The organism is Morganella sp. GD04133, assembly GCF_029835375.1.
Taxonomy (GTDB): domain Bacteria; phylum Pseudomonadota; class Gammaproteobacteria; order Enterobacterales; family Enterobacteriaceae; genus Morganella; species Morganella morganii_B.
Map to the genome: position 1 here is coordinate 49065 of NZ_JAODZS010000001.1, position 19544 is coordinate 68608.

Annotated in this window: 14 protein-coding genes; 6 read left to right on the forward strand and 8 right to left on the reverse strand. The window is 50.0% G+C overall.

The window, feature by feature from the left end; genetic code table 11:
• Nucleotides 1-95: 95 nt before the first annotated feature.
• On the reverse strand, nt 96-2246 hold the full coding sequence (locus tag N7387_RS00210) for a carbon starvation CstA family protein (RefSeq protein WP_262858882.1): 2151 nt from the start codon (nt 2244-2246) through the stop codon (nt 96-98).
• A gap of 343 nt (nt 2247-2589) precedes the next feature.
• Here N7387_RS00210 and N7387_RS00215 point away from each other — a divergent pair, with 343 nt between their 5' ends.
• Nucleotides 2590-3105 (forward strand): DUF3592 domain-containing protein, encoded by a 516-nt coding sequence (locus N7387_RS00215; RefSeq protein WP_262883472.1) that lies wholly within the window; start codon nt 2590-2592, stop codon nt 3103-3105.
• Here the strand turns inward: N7387_RS00215 and N7387_RS00220 are convergent.
• From N7387_RS00220 to N7387_RS00235, 4 genes are all read right to left on the reverse strand, one after another.
• Nucleotides 3100-3621 (reverse strand): hypothetical protein, encoded by a 522-nt coding sequence (locus N7387_RS00220; RefSeq protein ID WP_262883473.1) that lies wholly within the window; start codon nt 3619-3621, stop codon nt 3100-3102. The two genes, N7387_RS00215 and N7387_RS00220, sit on opposite strands and share 6 nt — an antisense overlap.
• Nucleotides 3622-3700: 79 nt before the next feature.
• A complete protein-coding gene (gene purT / locus N7387_RS00225; RefSeq protein WP_279796046.1) occupies nt 3701-4879 on the reverse strand; it encodes a formate-dependent phosphoribosylglycinamide formyltransferase in 1179 nt (392 codons plus the stop codon).
• 101 nt (nt 4880-4980) lie between these two features.
• Nucleotides 4981-5889: an EamA family transporter RarD gene (gene rarD / locus N7387_RS00230; RefSeq protein WP_279796047.1), complete on the reverse strand. Its 909-nt coding sequence runs from the start codon at nt 5887-5889 to the stop codon at nt 4981-4983.
• 762 nt (nt 5890-6651) lie between these two features.
• Entirely contained in the window at nt 6652-7650 is a 999-nt protein-coding gene (locus N7387_RS00235) for a LacI family DNA-binding transcriptional regulator (protein ID WP_262858877.1), read from the reverse strand.
• Between the two features lie 399 nt (nt 7651-8049).
• On the opposite strand from N7387_RS00235, the gene N7387_RS00240 reads away from it, so the two are divergent.
• Nucleotides 8050-8679, forward strand: a complete 630-nt coding sequence (locus tag N7387_RS00240) for a LuxR C-terminal-related transcriptional regulator (protein WP_262858876.1) — start codon at nt 8050-8052, stop codon at nt 8677-8679.
• 562 nt (nt 8680-9241) lie between these two features.
• On the opposite strand, the gene N7387_RS00245 is transcribed toward N7387_RS00240, so the two are convergent.
• Nucleotides 9242-13291, reverse strand: a complete 4050-nt coding sequence (locus N7387_RS00245) for a hypothetical protein (protein WP_279796048.1) — start codon at nt 13289-13291, stop codon at nt 9242-9244.
• Entirely contained in the window at nt 13288-13749 is a 462-nt protein-coding gene (locus N7387_RS00250; protein WP_025154263.1) for a hypothetical protein, read from the reverse strand. Before N7387_RS00250 ends, N7387_RS00245 begins: the two co-directional genes overlap by 4 nt.
• Before the next feature lie 944 nt (nt 13750-14693).
• Between N7387_RS00250 and xdhA the strand changes: the two genes are divergently transcribed.
• From xdhA to xdhC, 3 genes are read left to right on the forward strand one after another with little or no spacing between them, the layout of a single operon-like run.
• Nucleotides 14694-17012 (forward strand): xanthine dehydrogenase molybdenum-binding subunit XdhA, encoded by a 2319-nt coding sequence (gene xdhA / locus N7387_RS00255; RefSeq protein ID WP_279796049.1) that lies wholly within the window; start codon nt 14694-14696, stop codon nt 17010-17012.
• Nucleotides 17005-17883, forward strand: coding sequence for a xanthine dehydrogenase FAD-binding subunit XdhB (gene xdhB, locus N7387_RS00260; RefSeq protein WP_279796050.1), 879 nt, complete (start codon nt 17005-17007; stop codon nt 17881-17883). The genes xdhA and xdhB overlap by 8 nt, the downstream gene beginning before the upstream one ends.
• On the forward strand, nt 17880-18359 hold the full coding sequence (xdhC, locus tag N7387_RS00265) for a xanthine dehydrogenase iron sulfur-binding subunit XdhC (RefSeq protein WP_025154266.1): 480 nt from the start codon (nt 17880-17882) through the stop codon (nt 18357-18359). Before xdhB ends, xdhC begins: the two co-directional genes overlap by 4 nt.
• 29 nt (nt 18360-18388) lie before the next feature.
• Here xdhC and N7387_RS00270 read toward each other — a convergent pair whose 3' ends face one another.
• Nucleotides 18389-18760, reverse strand: a complete 372-nt coding sequence (locus N7387_RS00270) for a helix-turn-helix domain-containing protein (protein WP_141178641.1) — start codon at nt 18758-18760, stop codon at nt 18389-18391.
• A 97-nt stretch (nt 18761-18857) separates the two neighbouring features.
• Between N7387_RS00270 and nfsB the strand changes: the two genes are divergently transcribed.
• The gene (gene nfsB / locus N7387_RS00275; protein WP_279796051.1) at nt 18858-19511 is read left to right on the forward strand and encodes an oxygen-insensitive NAD(P)H nitroreductase; all 654 of its coding nucleotides are present in this window, start codon (nt 18858-18860) and stop codon (nt 19509-19511) included.
• The last annotated feature ends 33 nt before the right edge of the window (nt 19512-19544 follow it).

The window sequence follows — 19544 nt, forward strand, 5'->3', positions numbered from 1 at the left end:
GAGTAACAAATAACACGGATAATAAAAAATATCCCCCGTACAATGTGACTGACATCATACGGGGGATGAGACTTCAGCGTTACTGCATGCTGTTATCAGTGTGAGGAGGAGACTTTAATGCCCTCTTCCGGAACAGGAACATACGGTGTTTCGTTGTCAGTACGTTCCGGGTTTTTGCTCGCTTTCATCGCGGTACGGATGCCGTAGAAGATGATGCTGTACACCACGACCAGGAAGATAATACTCAGACCGGCGTTGGTGTAGTTGTTCACCACGATGTGCTGCATATTGGCGACCTGCTCAGGCGTTAACGCCACACCTTCGGCAATACGGCGTTTGTACTCATTCGCCAGCCAGAAGAAGCCTTCCAGTTGCGGGTTGTCACTGAACAGTTTCAGACCCAGCGCCCATGTGGTACAAATCAGCAGCCATACCGCAGGGATAGTGGTTACCCAGATATATTTGCTGCGCTTCATCTTAATCAGAACAACGGTGGACAGAACCAGGGCAACAGCCGCCAGCATCTGGTTGGAGATACCGAACAGCGGCCACAGGCTCTTAACGCCGCCCAGCGGATCGACCACGCCCTGATACAGCAGATAACCCCACAGACCCACGCAACCGGCAGTACCGATCACACCGGCAATGAAGGAGTCAGTTTTCTTCAGGAACGGAACGAAGTTACCCAGCAGATCCTGGAGCATAAAGCGGCCGGAACGGGTACCCGCATCCAGAGCAGTCAGGATAAACAGTGCTTCAAACAGGATCCCGAAGTGATACCAGAAGCCCATATCCGCCGCAGGAATGATTTTGTGGAACACATGGGCGATACCCACCGCCAGTGTCGGAGCACCACCCGCACGGTTGAGGACAGACGGCTCACCAATATCTTTGGCGGTCTGTAAAATCTCTTCCGGCGAAATCACAAAGCCCCAAGAGCTGACTGTTGCGGCTGCCTGTGCAGTCACATCTTTCAGCTGCGCCATAATCATCGGTGCATCTGCGGTACCGAGGTTATGCAGATCCGGCATGGTGATACCCAGCGCCGCAGGCGGGGTGTTCATGGCAAAATAGAGACCCGGCTCGATAATGGAGGCTGCAACCAGCGCCATAATCGCCACAAAGGATTCCATCAGCATGGCACCGTAACCGATATAACGGGCATCGGTTTCACAGGCCAGCAGTTTCGGTGTGGTACCGGAAGCAATCAGGGCATGGAAGCCGGAAACCGCACCACAGGCAATAGTAATAAACAGGAACGGGAACAGAGCACCTTTCCAGACCGGACCGGTTCCGTCAACGAACTGAGTCATCGCCGGCATTTTCAGATCCGGGTTGAGAATAACGATACCCACAGCCAGACCGACGATAACACCGATTTTCAGGAAGGTTGCCAGATAGTCACGCGGAGCCAGAATCAGCCACACCGGCAGCAGAGCGGAAACAAACGCATAGCCGATCAGGGCATAAGTGATGGTGGTATCTTTAAAGGTCAGCGCCGGGCCCCAGTACGGGTCGTGTGCGATCACACCACCGAACCAGATAGCCGCCACCAGCAGCACAATACCGATGACAGACACTTCACCGACACGTCCCGGCCGGAGATAGCGCATGTAGATCCCCATAAACAGGGCAATCGGCACAGTGGATACGACGGTGAACACACCCCACGGACTTTCTGCCAGCGCTTTCACCACAATCAGTGCCAGCACGGCGAGGATGATGATCATAATCAGGAAGCAGCCGAAGAGCGCGATAGTGCCCGGCACGGTGCCCATCTCTTCTTTAACAATCTCACCCAGAGAGGCACCGTTACGGCGCGAGGAGATAAACAGCACCATAAAGTCCTGTACCGCACCCGCCAGCACCACACCGGCCAGCAGCCAGAGTGTGCCCGGCAGATACCCCATCTGCGCGGCAAGTACCGGCCCGACTAACGGACCCGCACCGGCGATCGCGGCAAAGTGGTGACCGAACAGAACGTTACGGTTAGTCGGAACATAGTTCAGACCATCATTATTAATCACCGCCGGTGTTGCCCGGGTCGGATCCAGTTTCATAACCTTTGTTGCGATATACAGGCTGTAGTAGCGGTACGCCACCAGATAGACTGATACCGATGCAACAATGATCCATAATGCACTGACATGCTCGCCGCGGCGTAATGCGACAACGCCGAGACAGAAAGCACCTATAATCCCCAGGATAAACCAGGGAATGTGCTTAAATAAGCGATTAGAGTTCATAACGCACCTTAAATGTGACTGTGATAATCAAAAGGATCCGTATCCGTACGGAAAAAGTGTTCCAGCCGAATAAAATAGAAACTTCCTGCAAGTGTGTTTTATGATAGAAAAATCAAGGCGGGAAACGGGGATTATCCCGCGAGCGGTTGTATAGCAGATTAAGCGGTCACTTTTTGCCGCCGGGCGGTTTTATCCGCCTCCCGGGACGGTAAAATTTGTGATCGGGTTAACGTTATGTTTTTTAATTTTTTTTATGCTTTTTGTTAATTTTTTATGAAAGCGTGCTTTTATCCGCTTTTCTCCGTGATTTATGACCTGAAACCGACAGAAGACAGTAACCGATATGACTAAAAAATCCGGCACACCTCCCGGCAATTTCCGTGCTTACGCTGATAAGCAGACACAACGCAACATGCTGTTTCAGCGGGTTCTCCGCCTGCTGACCTTCGCTGTGGTTTTCCTCGCCGGATTTATGATTTATCAGACCTGGCAGACACAACAGAATGATGTCTATGCTGACGGGCAGATAACCGGTTATCTGCGGACAGAAATGCGCGATACCCGTTCGGGACAGCAACTGGTTGGCTGGCCGGTGGTGAAATTCGTGACAGCGGATAATAAAATCGTCACCTTTACCTCAACAGATCAGCTGCTGTGTCAGTCGCAGTGTGAAAACGGCCCGGTGGGTGTTTATTATCAGAAAGAGAATCCGGGCAAGGCACAAATAGCGGACTTCGGTGCCCGCTATGGTGAAATGATTGTCTGGGGTGTGGTCGCCTTTATTCTGCTGGCGGCCTATGTCCTGAACAGTTGGCGGCAGCGTATTCTGGCGCGCCGCCGTTACGGTGCGGCATCATAAACGGCTGTCCGGCGGCGGTGTCCGGCCGAATCCGGTGATAAGACCGTAAGGTGAAATACGGAACCAGTGACCGCCTGTCCACCAGGCGTGCTCGCCGTCGGTTTCCTCTTCACAGCCGACACCGACCTCGGCAGTACCGTTGACAAAACCGTACGTGCAGTCATAAATGGCGGGGATCACCACCCGCCCGGTGACGCTGTCCGCATAACCGATTTTATTGCCGGAGCGGATACGGTAACGCCCGTTTTCCGGTTCATCCGGCGCGCTGTCGAAATAGTACGGCTGATACGGCTCCTGCAGATTACGGTCAACGAAATGGCTGCCGAACGTGTCTTTGTCCCGGTACAGACAGAGTTCAAAGGGATTGTCCGGCCTGAAGCAGTTATCCGCCACTGACGGTTCATCAGCCCTCGCCCGCACCCATTCACGGGCTTTTTCTGCCTGCACATCCGTACCGGCAAACGCGGTCAGCGGCAGCAACATCACAAATACGATCCCAGGTATTCTGCATTTCATCGGTTATTCCTCTGCCTGACCACGGTCTGTGATACCTTCCTCTTTATATACAGGAAGGTCATCACAGATATTACCCCGGTCAGCCGGTGACGACTACTGATGCCGCAGCCTGTTTTGCCGCATCCACCGCTTCCTCAACGGACGGAGCCAGTGCCAGGGCGACACCCATGCGCCGGGAGCCGTCAATCTCCGGTTTGGCAAACAGGCGCAGCTGCACAGTCCCGGTCAGGGCGTGCTCCAGCCCGCTGTAATAAACGTCATCACTGCGCAGAGACGGCAGGATCACGGCTGAGGCAGCCGGACGGTACTGAACTATCTCGCCGGCCGGTAATCCGAGAAACGCCCGCACATGCAGGGCAAATTCAGAGATATTCTGTGAAATCAGTGTGACCAGTCCGGTATCGTGAGGACGCGGCGAGACTTCATTAAAAATAATATCCTCACCACGGACAAACAGCTCAACACCGAACAGACCATAGCCACCCAGTCCGTTAACGATTGCCTCCGCCACCTGCTGCGCCCGCGCCAGAACCGCATCCGGCATGGCCTGCGGCTGCCAGGATTCACGGTAATCACCGCGTTCCTGACGGTGCCCGACCGGCGCACAGAAATGCACACCGTCTGCCGCACGGACAGTCAGCAGCGTTATCTCATAATCAAAATCAATCATCCGCTCGACAATCACCCGCCCTTTTCCGGCACGTCCTGCTTCCTGAGAGGCCAGCCAGGCATCGTGCAATGTACTTTCATCACGGATAATGCTCTGCCCTTTACCGGATGAACTCATTACCGGTTTGATAATGCAGGGAAATCCAATCTCAGCAGCAGCACGGATAAAAGACGCCTCGTCATCCGCAAAGCGGTATTCTGATGTCATCAGCCCCAGAGATTCTGCGGCCAGGCGGCGGATCCCTTCGCGGTTCATGGTCAGTTTTACCGCATTGGCACAGGGCACGACATGAAAACCCTCCTGCTCCAGACGGTACAATGTGTCTGTCGCAATCGCTTCAATTTCCGGCACAATATGGTCAGGCTGTTCTTTCCGGATCACAGCTTCCAGCTCCGCGCCGTCCAGCATATTGATCACATAACGGCGGTGCGCGATATGCATGGCCGGGGCGTTGTCATAACGATCGACGGCAATCACTTCAATGCCGAGCCGCTGACACTCAATCGCCACTTCTTTGCCTAATTCGCCTGCGCCCAGCAGCATCACCTTCGTGGCACCCGGGCGTAATGCCGTACCTAATGTTGTCATCACTGTCACCTGTTCAGAAATACCGGAAAATTTGCGCGCCATTATACACGCAATCGTTTGCCTTAGTCACGAAATAAGCAAATCACCGGCTGTCACAGCACTCAGCGGGGCTTGATGCCCAGACCGGCTTTTGCTGTATTTTTCCGGTGGTGGCGGATAAGAGACAGAATGCAGAACAACAATCCCAGCCAGATCAAGGAGAAACTGACGCCTTTGACGGCATCAAAATGCTCATTAAAGAGGAACACCGCCAGCAGGAACTGAATGGTCGGTTCGAGATACTGTGCCAGCCCGATAGTGGTCAGTGTGGTGGAACGCACCGCAGCCGTGAAGAACAACAGCGGCAGCAGTGTGACAGGCGCGGTCAGTATAAAACAGATGCGGGTAAAGGTATCTGCGGTGCTGAATGTACCCGCTCCGCTGTTTTCAAGCCAGAAATACAACACAATGGCCACCGGCAGCAGCCAGAGACTCTCAATCAGCAGTGAGGTCGTCAGATCATAACGGATAAATTTGCGGATAAAGCCGTACAGTGCAAAGGCAGAGCCCATCATCAGCGCCAGTTTCGGCAGGCTTCCGTACTGATAAAGCTGATAACCCACCCCGGCACAGACAAAAATCAGCGCGGTTTTCTCTGCCGGTTTCAGGCGTTCATGCAGGAAGATGACACCCAGTAAAATAGAAAACAAGGGAGTAATGAAATACCCCATGCTGGCTTCCAGCACCAAATCATGGGTCATCGAATAGGTAAAGGTGCACCAGGATATTGCCATCACACTGGTACTGAGCAGACAAAGCAGCAGCGAGCGCTTATCCGCCCATACCGCGTTTATCCGGGTACGGTTTTTTAAAAAGAAACGGGCAAACAATAACAGCGGAATTGACCAGAGAATACGCTGGGATAATAACTCCAGCGGTTGTACCCCCGGCAGCAGGCGGTAAAAAAGCGGTGTGATCCCCCAGAGAAAATAAGAAAAAATCGCCAGCATTGCGCCGGATCGTAAAAACATGGTTCAGCCAATCCTGTTTATCATTATGTTATGACTATCATACCCCTCTGCATTAAAAATCCCATGCGCCTGCTCAATTTATTTCCCGCCGCCGGTTTATTCCGGATCATCATATTATGCGTACCCTGACCCCGGCATTTGCTACGCAGATATCACTATAAAATATCAATTAAACTTGATTTTTTAATTGATAACGTTAACATAATAAGTATCATCAACAAATCATTTTTGGGTATAATTCCTAATATTTGATGTTAACGTTAACTCTGAGTAGTTATAGCTAGATAGATCCCCTGAATTTTTATACTCTGAAAATTCTTGTTACTCATAATGCATTGATGATAAAAGATAAATAATCATTTGATGTTCATTTTCATGATAAACAGAGTAACACTTCAGATATTAACCTCCGGAGATTGAAAAATCTTTCGTGCGGTAGCTTTGTCTCTGAAAAATATCGTTATCTTTTTTTAATTAAACATTTTAACGTTAACATCATAAGATAAGTAATAACAATTACGATTACAAAGACATTGAAATACAAAACAACATAAAAACACAAAAATGAAAGTTTCATGTCTGGTACAAACGAAATTAACACTTAATGTTGCGTTCAAAACGACAGATACATCCGCAATATTAAAAATAACGGCATTCTGGTTTTTGCCCGGCAACGCGCTGCCGGTTAATTAAAAAAATTAACCAAACAGATACGGCTGAAAATCAGGCAGAAGAAAGAGAAAGGTATCCATACCGGGGAAATCAGAGTGAATCTCTGGTCAGTATCCGGCAGGGGACATAAGTCCGGGCTGTTGAACCGCGCTCTTCAATAAGATGCAGAGCCGCCGCCTCCCCCAGCAGGCAATACGGGGAACAGATGGTGGTCAGCGGAGGATAAAAAAGCTCACCGGTACCGGTCATATTCTCAAATCCGAGAATACCGGCCTGTTCCGGAACAGAAATACCGCGCCTCAGTAACACCTGATAGGCAATAAAGGCAATCTGGTCATTACCGCAGATAATGCAGTCAAATAATGGTGAGTTACCGTCGGTATAACGTTCTATCAGTGTAATAACGTCCCGGTAATAAATGTCAGACTGTTTTATATTGTGCTGAATCAGCCCGCTGACAGATAAACCGGCATTCAGCCAGGCATGCTGAACCGCATCACGGCGTAAACCGGATGAAAGCAATTCAGCAGGTGGCCAGATACACAGCGGACGGCGGTATCCCCGCCGGATAAGATATTCTGTCGCATCGTACTGACCGTGATAATCATCCGGAATATACGCAGGTAATGCCGGGTTATCAGGATCAAAGCAGTTTGTTAATACCAGATTTTTGTCACGCAGCAATTCAGGAATATTTATCCCGCACAGTTGTGCACCGGTAATAATAATACCGTCAGGACGCCGGGAAAGAATTTGGCGGACAGCCCGGATCAGATCATCTCCGGATGAAATATTGATAACAAAACTGTCCCAGCCGTATTTTTTTGCACACTGTTCGATAGCCAGCAGTATTTCGACAGAAAACGGGGCGGAGGCTGTATCAATGGCTAATACACCCATACACGACAGATTTGTATTTTTACCTCTGATTTTACGGGCTGATAAATCAGGCACATAATTCAGAACATCAATAGCATGCTGAACCTGTCTTAATGTCTCAGGCTTCAACAACTCAGGATTATTTATCGCCCTTGAAACCGTCATCAGTGAGACTGAAGCCAGCCGGGCAACATCTTTCAGTGATGCCATATTGTTGTCAGCAAAAAATAGGTGATTGATTTGTTGCGCGAAAAAGAAAGAAAAATGTAAGCTAACATTTATAGCATATAATATCTGTAACCCCAAGGGTAAATGTAAGTATTTATTTCAAAGAATACCTGTTCAACCCTCAATTGAACGAATTTTAAAATATTTTAACACTTTGTTTTTAATGCAAAAAACAACAAAAAATCCGGGTTATCACCGCTTTTATGTAAAAATAAACACGGATTCAGAAATGGAATTTCCTTATCCATTTAAACATTTTTTCGACGTTATATTATCTACAATACCCAAAATTTGCGTAGATACACCTAAGTAGTTATGCCTTTATTTTTATCCATTAATATCGGCTTATTTCTGTATCCTATTTTAATGAAGGAGTAAATTATGGATGCCGTTATTCATTTAATCAATTGTGCTGATTTGCCAAGCAATAATATTAACTTTATGCTTGATGACATGAACTGCGAAGTAAAATCATATTCATCTGAGCAGTCTTTTCTGAAATATTATGTTAATACGCCGAAAGAGCACGCACGTGAATGTATTATTCTTGAAGTCGGTGAGTCGTCTGCTGACGCCTTCTACCTTATCGATGAACTCAAGCGACTGAAAAGTATTATTCCGGTTATTGTTATCACTGCTTATCCGTCTTTTGAAACCTGCCGCCGTGCATTTAAAGCAGGCATTCTGGAATTCTTCAAGAAACCGATTAATTCCGAACTGTTAGTTAATGCGATTCATGATGCTTTTAATCAATATGAAAAAAGCCTTAACAAATACCACACCTATCAGCGACTTAAAGATAAGTTCAGTAAATTATCTGCCCGTGAGAAAGAAGTTATGGATATGATCCTGGAAGGAAATACCAGTAAAGAAGCAGCACAAAAATTATCACTGTCACCCCGGACTGTAGAAGTACATCGCTCTAATATGTATACCAAACTGCGTATTAAATCATTACCGCAACTTGTACAGGAATATGATTTTTACAAAAACTATTCAGATTCAGTCTGAACATTACCGGCTTTATAATAATTTTCATATTCCGGTTTTGTAATTAATAAATATACCGATGTTTTACCTGTTTTTATTCTCTTATTTAACTGCTTCTGATGCTTCACGGTTAATACAGAATATTTCCCTGTCATATTCCGGGTTACACCATTGTTACTACGGGTGACAAATTGTAATATGCTGATAATTCGCCAGGGTTTTACTCTGATATTGACAATACATGCCGGTAGTCATATATACCGGAAAGCAGATATTATGAGATCTGATACCCTGCAATACTGATATGAAATCTTATTAATAACACCTGACACCCGATTACTCATTTTAATATTCACTTACAAATGCGGTGTGATATTTTTTATTTACCTGAGAATAAACAGGTAACACACGCTGCCTGCCTCCCTCTTTACGCCACTCTCCCTGAGCGCTTTTATGCCGGAATTACCTGCAATAACAACGCGCCCCGCCGTTACTCCCTGATATCCGCTCTGTATTCCTGTAATAAAAAGCGATAAAAAAGCATCCGCGACAGGATGCTTTTGCTAGTCGTCTGACCGCCGGATTATTCTATTTTCAGCACGTTCAGTTTGATCATAGACATTGAGTTCGGTGGTATCTGCCCTGCAATACCGGCAGCCCCGTAACCACCTTCCGGTTTAATATACACATCAACTGAACCACCGGCACCGACAAGCGAAATAAATTTGGCCAGGTCTCCGGGTAACTCATTGAACGGCACAACTGCCGGTGCATTTACCGGATGCGACACGGTCACTTTACCGTCCGTTAATTCTTCATGCATTGCAAACGTGATCGTTTTGCCTTTCAGCGCTTTATATTTCTGTCCCTGTTTGGTGATGCGGTAATAAACATCCGGTGACATTTTTGCGTAATTCTGCCGTTCCAGCCGGCTGATCAGCTCCTGATTTTTCCGTTTATTCAGCTCACCGACCTGCTGAAAAGTATAAGCAGCCACGGCCTTATTTTTTTCTTCCGCTTTTGCAATCTGTGTATTCAGGCTGGTATTTTCAGTCCGCTGTGCGCTGACAACCGCCTTCTGTTTATCCATTTCTTTCTGTAATGCAGTATACTTCGCCGCGATATCCGCATTTTCTTTCAGCTTAACCGCTGCTTTGGCAAGCTCGGCCTCTTTATCAGCCAGTTGTTTTTTCTGGTTATCAAGCTGCGCATTCAGTTTAATTAATTCCGCATCAGATTTTTCCAGTGCGGCAACCTGCTGTGTTTTCTCTTTTAACGCGTTATCCAGCTGAGCAGCCCGCTGCTGTTCTGCGGCTAATTTTTTATTCAGCTCGGCATTTTCTGTCTGAACAGCGCTGCTCTCTTTATCTGAACCGGATACTTTCGCGGATAACTGTTGTTTATCCGCCGTCAGTTGCGCAATTTTTTGTTCCAGCGTGGCTTTGTCCACCGTCAGTGCAGCGATATCTTTTTTCAGATTGTCACTCTGACGGGTATTATCTGCCTCACGGCTCTGTAATTGCGCCGTCAGCTTAAGTTTATCCGCCTCATGCTGCTGCAATGCTTTTTCCAGGGCCGTTTTATCCGCCGCATTTTTCTCTGACTGCGCTTTATCCGCCGTCAGCTGTGCAATCTGTTTTTCCAGCGCCGTTTTATCCGCTGCCAGGGTGCTGAGTTCTTTTTTCAGCTTATCGCCCTGTGCCGCTGCGGCTTTATCCTGACTGACCAGCTGATCCGCCAGTTTCTGCTTATCTGCTTCGGCGTTTTTCAGCTTCTGCTCAGTCTCCGTCAGGTTGCGGGTGACTTTTGCCAGATCGGCATTTTTATCGCTCAGCAGCGCCGCATTTTTCTCTGACTGCGCTTTATCCGCCGTCAGCTGTGCAATCTGTTTTTCCAGTGCGGTTTTATCCGCTGCCAGGGTGCTGAGTTCTTTTTTCAGCTTATCGCCCTGTGCCGCTGCGGCTTTATCCTGACTGACCAGCTGATCCGCCAGTTTCTGCTTATCTGCTTCGGCGTTTTTCAGCTTCTGCTCAGTCTCCGTCAGGTTGCGGGTGACTTTTGCCAGATCGGCATTTTTATCGCTCAGCAGCGCCGCATTTTTCTCTGACTGCGCTTTATCCGCCGTCAGCTGTGCAATCTGTTTTTCCAGTGCGGTTTTATCCGCTGCCAGGGTGCTGAGTTCTTTTTTCAGCTTATCGCCCTGTGCCGCTGCGGCTTTATCCTGACTGACCAGCTGATCCGCCAGTTTCTGCTTATCTGCTTCGGCGTTTTTCAGCTTCTGCTCAGTCTCCGTCAGGTTGCGGGTGACTTTTGCCAGATCGGCATTTTTATCGCTCAGCAGCGCCGCATTTTTCTCTGACTGCGCTTTATCCGCTGTCAGCTGTGCAATCTGTTTTTCCAGTGCCGTTTTATCCGCTGCCAGGGTGCTGAGTTCTTTTTTCAGCTTATCACCCTGCGCCGCAGCGGCTTTATCCTGACTGACCAGCTGCTCCGCCAGTTTCTGCTTATCTGCTTCGGCATTTTTCAGCTTCTGCTCAGTCTCCGTCAGGTTGCGGGTGACTTTTGCCAGATCGGCATTTTTATCGCTCAGCTGCGCGATATTTTTTTCGGCCTGTGCCTGCTCTTCGGTCAGCCGGGTGATTTGCCCGGTCAGCGCCACTTTATCGGCGGTCAGCGCTGCCAGATCTTTTTGCAGCCGTGTATTCAGCTGCTGGTTATCAGTGGTTTTCTGCAGTAATTCAAGCGCAATAAGCTGTTTTTCTGCAGCACTTTCTTTCAGCTGTTTTTCCAGCTCCGCTACCTGTGCGGCAGTTTTCTCCATTTCTGCTGTCTTCGCATTCAGCAGTTCGGTATTTTTGGCTGAAGCACTGCTTTTGTCTGCGGTCAGTGCGGTGATCTGTTTTTCCAGTGCCGCTTTTTCTGCCGCCAGACCCTCGAGGGATTTTTTCAGCGCTTCACTCTGTTTCGCACTTTTACTGCCCTGCTCCGCCAGTTGCGCAGTCAGTGCCAGTTTTTCGGTATCACTTTGTTTCAGCTGACTTTCTGTTGCTGTCAGCTGTTGCGTAATTTTTGTGAGATCGGCATTTTTACTGCTGAGCAGTGCAACGCTCTCTTCTGCCCGGCGCTTCTCTGAATTCAGCTGTGCAACCTGTTTCTCAAGCGCGGATTTATCCGCAGTCAGCGCGGTGATCCGTTTTGCCAGATCAGCTGATTGTTTGCCGTTTTCGGTTTCCTGAGATTGCAGTTTTGCTGCCAGTCGCTGTTTTTCCGCATCCTGAGCCTGCCGTTGTTTTTCCAGCTCTGCCAGTTTCTGCGCGATTTTTGCCAGATCGGCATTTTTATCCTGCAACAGGGCGAGATTTTTTTCCGCCTGTGCATTATCGGCTTTCAGTCCGGCTACCTGTTTTTCAAGATCGGCTTTTTCTGTTGTCAGTGCGTTCAGATCTTTTTTCAGTGCCTCACGCTGCTGGCTGTTTTCACCGGTCAGCGCGAGGATGTTGTCACTCAGCTGCTGTTTTTCCGCATCCCGCTGAGCCAGCTGTTTTTCCAGCTCTGCCAGTTTCTGCGTAATTTTTGCCATATCGGCATTTTTGGTTTCCAGCAACGCGACGTTTTTATCTGATATCGCTTTTTCTTTATTCAGTGCCGCAATCTGTTTTTCAAGATCGGCTTTTTCTGCTGTCAGAGTCGCAACCTGACTTTCCGCCTGACCAAAACGCGCCAGATTTTCACTTATCTGCTGATTAAGTGAATCAATCGTTTTGCGGTTGTGTTCCAGCTCTGCAGTCAGTCTGGCATTATCGCCTTCTGCCGCAGCCTGTAACGCATTATTTGCCAGAGTCAGATTTTTCAGTTCTGTCTCTTTTTTCGCAATATCCGCGAGCGCCTGTTCATAATCACGCTGAACATTCCGGTACTTTTCGTTCAGTGACGCCAGTTCGCGTTTCACATCCTGTAATGTCAGGCGGGTGAGGCGCAGCTGTTTCTGCGGATCCGACGGCGTAAACCAGGTTTCCGGTTTCAGCACACGGGCAACCGTCAGCGGCAGATCAGAGAAATACGTCATTGAACGGAAAGGTTCACCCAAAACGGTAAACAGGACTTCCGGTGTGAGAGTCAGTGAGGAGGTCATACGGGAAGGAACGGGTGAAAACACAAATCCGCCGTGGTTCCCGCCCCACTTCTGGCTGTCACGGACCAGATATGCCGGAGACCACTGCGGGTATCCGATCGGAACCGGATTTGTCACAACAACCGGTTCCCTGACCACAATATTGTCACATTGTGCCGGTACAGAGAGTACCGGGGTTGTTGTGTCCGTTTTCTGTACGGCAGCTGTTTGTGTCCGGCCTTCCTGCGCGGACGAAACAGCGCGTTTTCCTGTGCGGGCAGCTTTACGTGTGCCCTGACGCTGTGACTGAGTGGCCTTACCCGCCGTGTTTACCGGCGCGGTAACCCGTTTTGCGGGATACCGGTCAGGTTGCTGTACTGATACCGGAAAATTGCCTGATTCTTTTTCAGTCTGAATATAACGGTCAAAATCTTCGATAACCTGATTAAATTCAGATGCAGTTGCCGGTTGCACTGCCGCAAATAACGCGACAGTAATACACAACCTGATGTTCAGTCTCATAACCCGTTAACCTTCTCCAGGGTATTCTCAATAGACAGAACAGAATAATAACGAACCTGCGCGCACATCACTTTGGTTTTCGCTTCAATCGACATTTTCAGTAATTTAAGCGTATCCGGGCTGGCGGTTCTTTCGAGCTGACGGTACAGTTTGTTGATCTGGCTGATTTCACTGAAACCGGCGACCATCTGACTGTAATCTTTCGGAGAGATCGTTTTGAGTGAGTCGAGTTCTTTGACACACATACTCAGCTCAGGCGAAATCAGTCCGGAGGGTTGCTGTAATTCAGGTTTTGGCAAAGGTGCTGTCGTTCTCACCGGCTCCTGCTCCGCCGGCTGAACCGGTTGTGCCGCAGGCTTCGGCGCAGAGGGTGTCGTTAATGAACAACCTGACAGGGTTACAACGCCTCCTAACAGGAGTATCCCCGCCATTTTGTTCAGTGCTGTCTTGGATAACATAAGTTTCACCTTAGAGAAATAATTTGGCCACTGCTGCGTTGTGCAAAAATAGGCACCAATTGTATAGCCAGAGCCGGGGAAAATAAACTCTGACGTGTCACAACTCAGCCTTATGTAACATACACTACGTCACGGGCAAGTCTGAACTATTTGTTTTTTGTTATCCGGACACCTTACTGCAGCCGCACAATCTGAATTTTCACGCTTGTCAGCGTCAATGATTTGGCATCGTTATTATTCTGCTCTGCCGCTCTGTTTATCACAGGCGAGAACATAAATTAGTCATTTTGCTTTACAAAACCGTACCGGGATATTTGCCGGACAATTTGTAACAAGTTTTAAAAACACGTATCACCCGGTATCTGTTCACCATAAAAAAATATAAGCACAGTTGTACCTGACACGGCATTATATCTTATTCACGAATAAAATCGATTAACCGCCGCAGACGACCATTCTGTAAATATGAAAATAAAACGACAGATACAGAACAAATACATAACCAACTGTTATCCCGGATGATTCACGGCAGTATAAATCAATACTCCCGTTATGGATTCTCTTTTTTTCAATTATGCGACCGGGATTCCGTTCCTTTTCCCTGACTAATTATTATCATTATTTTCGTTGTAATCTATTATATTCTTATAATTTAAAAGTGACAGAACTTATCAGGTTTATTACGCATAATATGATTAGTAACGCTATCAAACTGTACATTATCATTCTGCTTCTGTGGTATCCCTGAATTATCAATACCGACACATTTTTCTCTCATATTGAGAGAAAGCAGGACAGGAAATGCCGCTGTTTTCAGCCGGATGCCTTTATTTTTTTTACCTCAGTCACAAATCCCCCGATAAATTGCTGTTTTTCTCTCTGCTGGCGTATTTATTGCTTGTTTTTCTGCATGCTTACTTTTTCCTGAAGCCGGAGAAATAATAATGTCTGAAGCAGTCGGAAAACGCGCGCTGGGTACACCTTACCTGCGCGTTGATGCTCTGAGCAAAACATCAGGGCGGGCGCGCTACACGGATGATCTGCCGATGCCGGGTATGCATTACGCCAAATATGTCCGCAGCACCATTGCCCACGGAATGGTGACGTCTGTGGATACATCACGGGCGCTTGCCATGCCGGGCGTGGTTGCGGTATTCACCTGTGACGATGTGCCGCAGATCCCGTTCGCCACCGCCGGTCACGCCTGGTCTCTGGAACCGGCCAAACGCGATGTGGCAGACCGCCTGCTGCTGAACCGCCATGTACGCCACCACGGCGACGGTGTGGCGATTGTGGTTGCCCGTGACGAACTGACCGCCGAAAAAGCGGCGGCGCTCGTCAGCGTCACTTATGACGAACTGCCGGTTATCACCTCACCGGAAGCCGCGCTGGCGGGAGATGCCCCGCAAATCCACAACAGCGGTAATCTGCTGAAGCGCACCGCGATCAATGCGGAAAGCGCCAGAGCGACGGTCAGCCGGTCTCCGTTTCAGTTCCGCGGTCATTTTGATACCCCGGTTGTCCAGCACTGCCATATGGAAGGCGTCACCTGTTATGCCTGGCAGGAAGCGGATAATAAGATTTCCGTGGTGTCGAGCACCCAGATCCCGCATATCGTCCGCCGTGTGACAGGTCAGGCGCTGGATATGCCGTGGTCGCATATCCGGGTGATTAAGCCGTATATCGGCGGCGGTTTCGGCAATAAGCAGGATGTGCTGGAAGAGCCGATGGCTGCCTGGCTGACCCTGAAACTCGGTGGTATTCCGGTGAAAGTGGAGCTGAGCCGCGAAGAGTGCTTCTTTGCCTCCCGCACCCGTCACGCCTTTCATATTGATGCGGAAATGGGACTGACCGCTGACGGTACCCTGAACGGCTATCATCTTGATGTGCTGTCCAATACCGGCGGCTATGCCTCTCACGGGCACTCCATCGCGGCAGCGGGCGGGAACAAAATCCCGTACCTGTATCCACGCTGCGATTACGGCTATTCCGCCGCCACCGTCTATACCAACTATCCGTCAGCGGGCGCAATGCGCGGCTACGGGGCACCACAGGTCACGTTCGCCCTTGAATGCCTGATGGATGATGCCGCTGCACAGCTGAACATCGACCCGGTGGATATCCGTCTGCGCAATGCGGCGCGATCCGGTGACTGCAATCCGGTCAACAAAAAAACCATTTACAGTGCAGGGCTGATTGAGTGCCTGAAGCGCGGTAAAGAATTGTTCGGCTGGGATGAACGTAAAGCAGAGGCGCTGGCAACACGCGGGGATATCCGCCGGGGTGTCGGCGTGGCCTGTTTCAGCTATTCATCCAACACCTATCCGGTCGGCGTGGAAATCGCCAGTGCCCGTCTGCTGATGAACCAGAACGGCAATATCAATGTGCAGGTCGGCGCAACGGAAATCGGTCAGGGTTCGGATACTGTGTTCTCACAGATGGTGGCGGAAACTCTCGGCGTACCGGTCAGTACCATTCAGATGATCTCCACCCAGGATACGGATATCACCCCGTTTGACCCCGGCGCGTTCGCGTCACGGCAAAGTTATGTCACCGCACCGGCACTGAAAGAAGCGGCGCTGTCACTGCGGCAGAAAATTCTCGATCACGCTTCGCTGATGACACATCAGGCCGCGTTTAATATGACCATTCTCGACGGCAATGTCGTGCTTGAAGCGCAGCCGGACGTGGTGGTGACCACCGTCGCGGAAGTGGCTATGCACAGTTTTTATCATCAGGAGATCGGTGGTCAGCTTTCTGCCGAATCCTCTCACAAAACACAGACCAACCCACCGGCGTTCGGCTGTACCTTTGTCGATATCACCGTGGATATTCCGATGTGTCAGATAACCATTAACCGGATCATCAATATGCACGACTCCGGCCGGATCCTGAACCCGCAGCTGGCGGAAGGCCAGGTCCACGGCGGGATGGGGATGGGGATCGGCTGGGCGTTGTTTGAAGAGATGCTGATCAACGAAAAATCCGGGGTTGTCCATAACCCGAACCTGCTCGACTACAAGATGCCGACCATGGTTGACCTGCCGGATCTGGAGTGCGGGTTTGTCGAAACCTACGAGCCGCAGTCCGCCTACGGCCATAAATCCCTGGGCGAACCGCCGATTATTTCACCGGCGGCTGCTATCCGTAATGCCCTGCGCATGGCGACGGGGATTTCTGTCAATACTATCCCGCTGACACCAAAACGGCTGTACCGGGAATTTGTTAATGCCGGGCTTATCAGGGGTAACTGCCATGTATGATTTTGAAACGTATCACCGCGCGGAGAGTGTCGCACATGCCGTCTCACTGCTGATGGCAGATCCGCAGGCCAGATTGCTGGCGGGCGGAACGGATGTGCTGATCCAGCTTCATCACCTCAATGAACGTTTCCGCCGTATTGTGGATATTCATAATTTGCCGGAATTGCGCGGGATCAGCTGTGATGATGCGGGGCATATCCGTATCGGCTCCGCAACCACCTTCTCCGAACTGATTGACAGCCCGGTTGTTAATCAATATCTGCCCGCACTGAGTGAAGCGGCAGCCACCATTGCCGGACCGCAGATCCGCAACGTTGCCACTTACGGCGGCAATATCTGTAACGGTGCCACCAGCGGCGACTCCGCCTGTCCGTCCCTGGTTTATCAGGCAGAGCTGGAGATAGCCACCCCGGACGGCATCCGCCGCAGACCACTGCGCGGCTTCCATACCGGCCCGGGTAAAGTGGCCTTTGAACCGGGTGAACTGCTGATCGCGTTCCATTTCTCACCGGAGAATTACCGCAGCAAAGGCTCCGCTGCTTACAAATATGCCATGCGCGGTGCGATGGATATCGCCACCATTAACTGCGCGGCACTGTGTGATATCCGGGAAGGACGTTTTGAGGAACTGCGCCTTGCTTTCGGCGTTGCGGCACCGACACCGGTCCGCTGTGAACACGCGGAAGCGGCTGCGCTCGGAAAACCGGTCACCGCAGATACCCTGAAAGCCGTCAGTCAGGCTATTGAACAGGATGTGGCACCGCGTACGTCATGGCGGGCAGAGAAAGAGTTCCGTTTACACCTGATCCGCGTCCTGAGCGAGCGGGTGATCTGCGCGGCGGCTGAACGTCTGGGAGAAAAAATCGCATGAATATCAAAGAATGGAAAACCATCAGCTGCACACTCAACGGACAGGTACGGGAATTGACGGTGTCACCGGCAGCCCGGTTGTCCGATGTCCTGCGTGAGCAGGGACTTATCAGTGTCAAACACGGTTGTTCTGTCGGCGAGTGCGGTGCCTGTACGGTGCTTATCGACGGTATCGCGGTGGATACCTGCCTCTATCTGGCGGTCTGGGCGGACGGTAAGCAGATCCGCACCGCCGAAGGTGAGATGAAGCACGGTAAACCGTCTGCGGTACAGCAGGCTTACGCCGACAGCGGCGCGGTACAGTGCGGATTCTGCACCCCCGGCCTGATTATGATGACCACCGCCCTGCTGGAAAAACACAAAGGGCAGACCCTGACCATCCGTCAGATCCGCCACGGCCTGGCCGGTAACCTGTGCCGCTGCACCGGTTATCAGATGGTTGCCAATGCAACGGATAAACTCCAGCGTAATCAGTAAACCGCAGAAAACAGACACCGCGCCCGGCGTCAGGGTTGCGGTGTCTGCTGCTGTAAAAGTACCGGCAGGGCATGTTCTTCTCCCCAGCTTTTCAGCATCAGTAAGATCGGTACCAGCGACTGCCCGGCGTCCGTCAGGCTGTATTCCACTTTCGGCGGCACCTCCGCATAGACCTTACGGTGGACAAGCCCTGCCATCTCAAGCTCCCGTAACTGTTTTGTCAGCATACGCGGAGTAATAAATATCAGGAGCCGTTTCAGCTCGTTAAAGCGCTTGATGCCGCTTATCAGATGGTAAAGGATCATTCCCTTGCCCTTCCCGCCCATCATTTCCAGTGTTGCCTCAACCGGACAGGCCTCATAGGCATACGATTCATAACGCGTCTTTCTGACAGTATCCATTTTGTACCTATATACCAAAAATGTACGTACTTGTTAAAAACATATCATAGTTTATCATTGCGCCGGTTAATGTAAATTACCTTATAAGGACGTCATCATGACCATCACTCAGGCTGTAATGCAGCGTTATTCCACCAAATCATTCGATCCGGCGAAAAAAATCAGTGATGAGGTGATGAACAGTATCAAAACATTGCTGCGCTACAGCCCGTCCAGCGTCAATATCCAGCCATGGCATTTTATTATTGCGGCCAGCGAGGAAGGGAAAAACCGGATCGCCGCATCCACCCGCCCGGGCTTTGAATTTAATACCGCAAAAATCACCGATGCCTCACATGTTGTGCTGCTGTGTGCAAAAACAGATGTTGATGAAGCCTACATGAACAGCGTGCTGGAACAGGAAGACAAAGACGGTCGTTACGCCACGCCGGAGCACAAAGCGATGAACAACAGCGGCCGGACTTTCTTTGTTAATCTCCACAAAGAGACGCTCGGTGATCTGCCGCACTGGGCGGCAAAACAGGTTTTCCTGAACATGGGGACATTACTGCTGGGTGCGTCCGCACTGGGTGTCGATGCTGTTCCGATGGAAGGGATGGATTTTAATACCCTGGATACAGAATTTGGTTTATCCGCCAAAGGGCTGACACCGGTGGCCGTTGTGTCGCTCGGTTACCGCAAAGAGGATGATTTTAACGCTGCGCTGCCAAAATCCCGTCTGCCGGAAGCGCAGATCATAACCGTTATCTGATACGAAAAAGCCGCACGGACCGGCAACATCCGT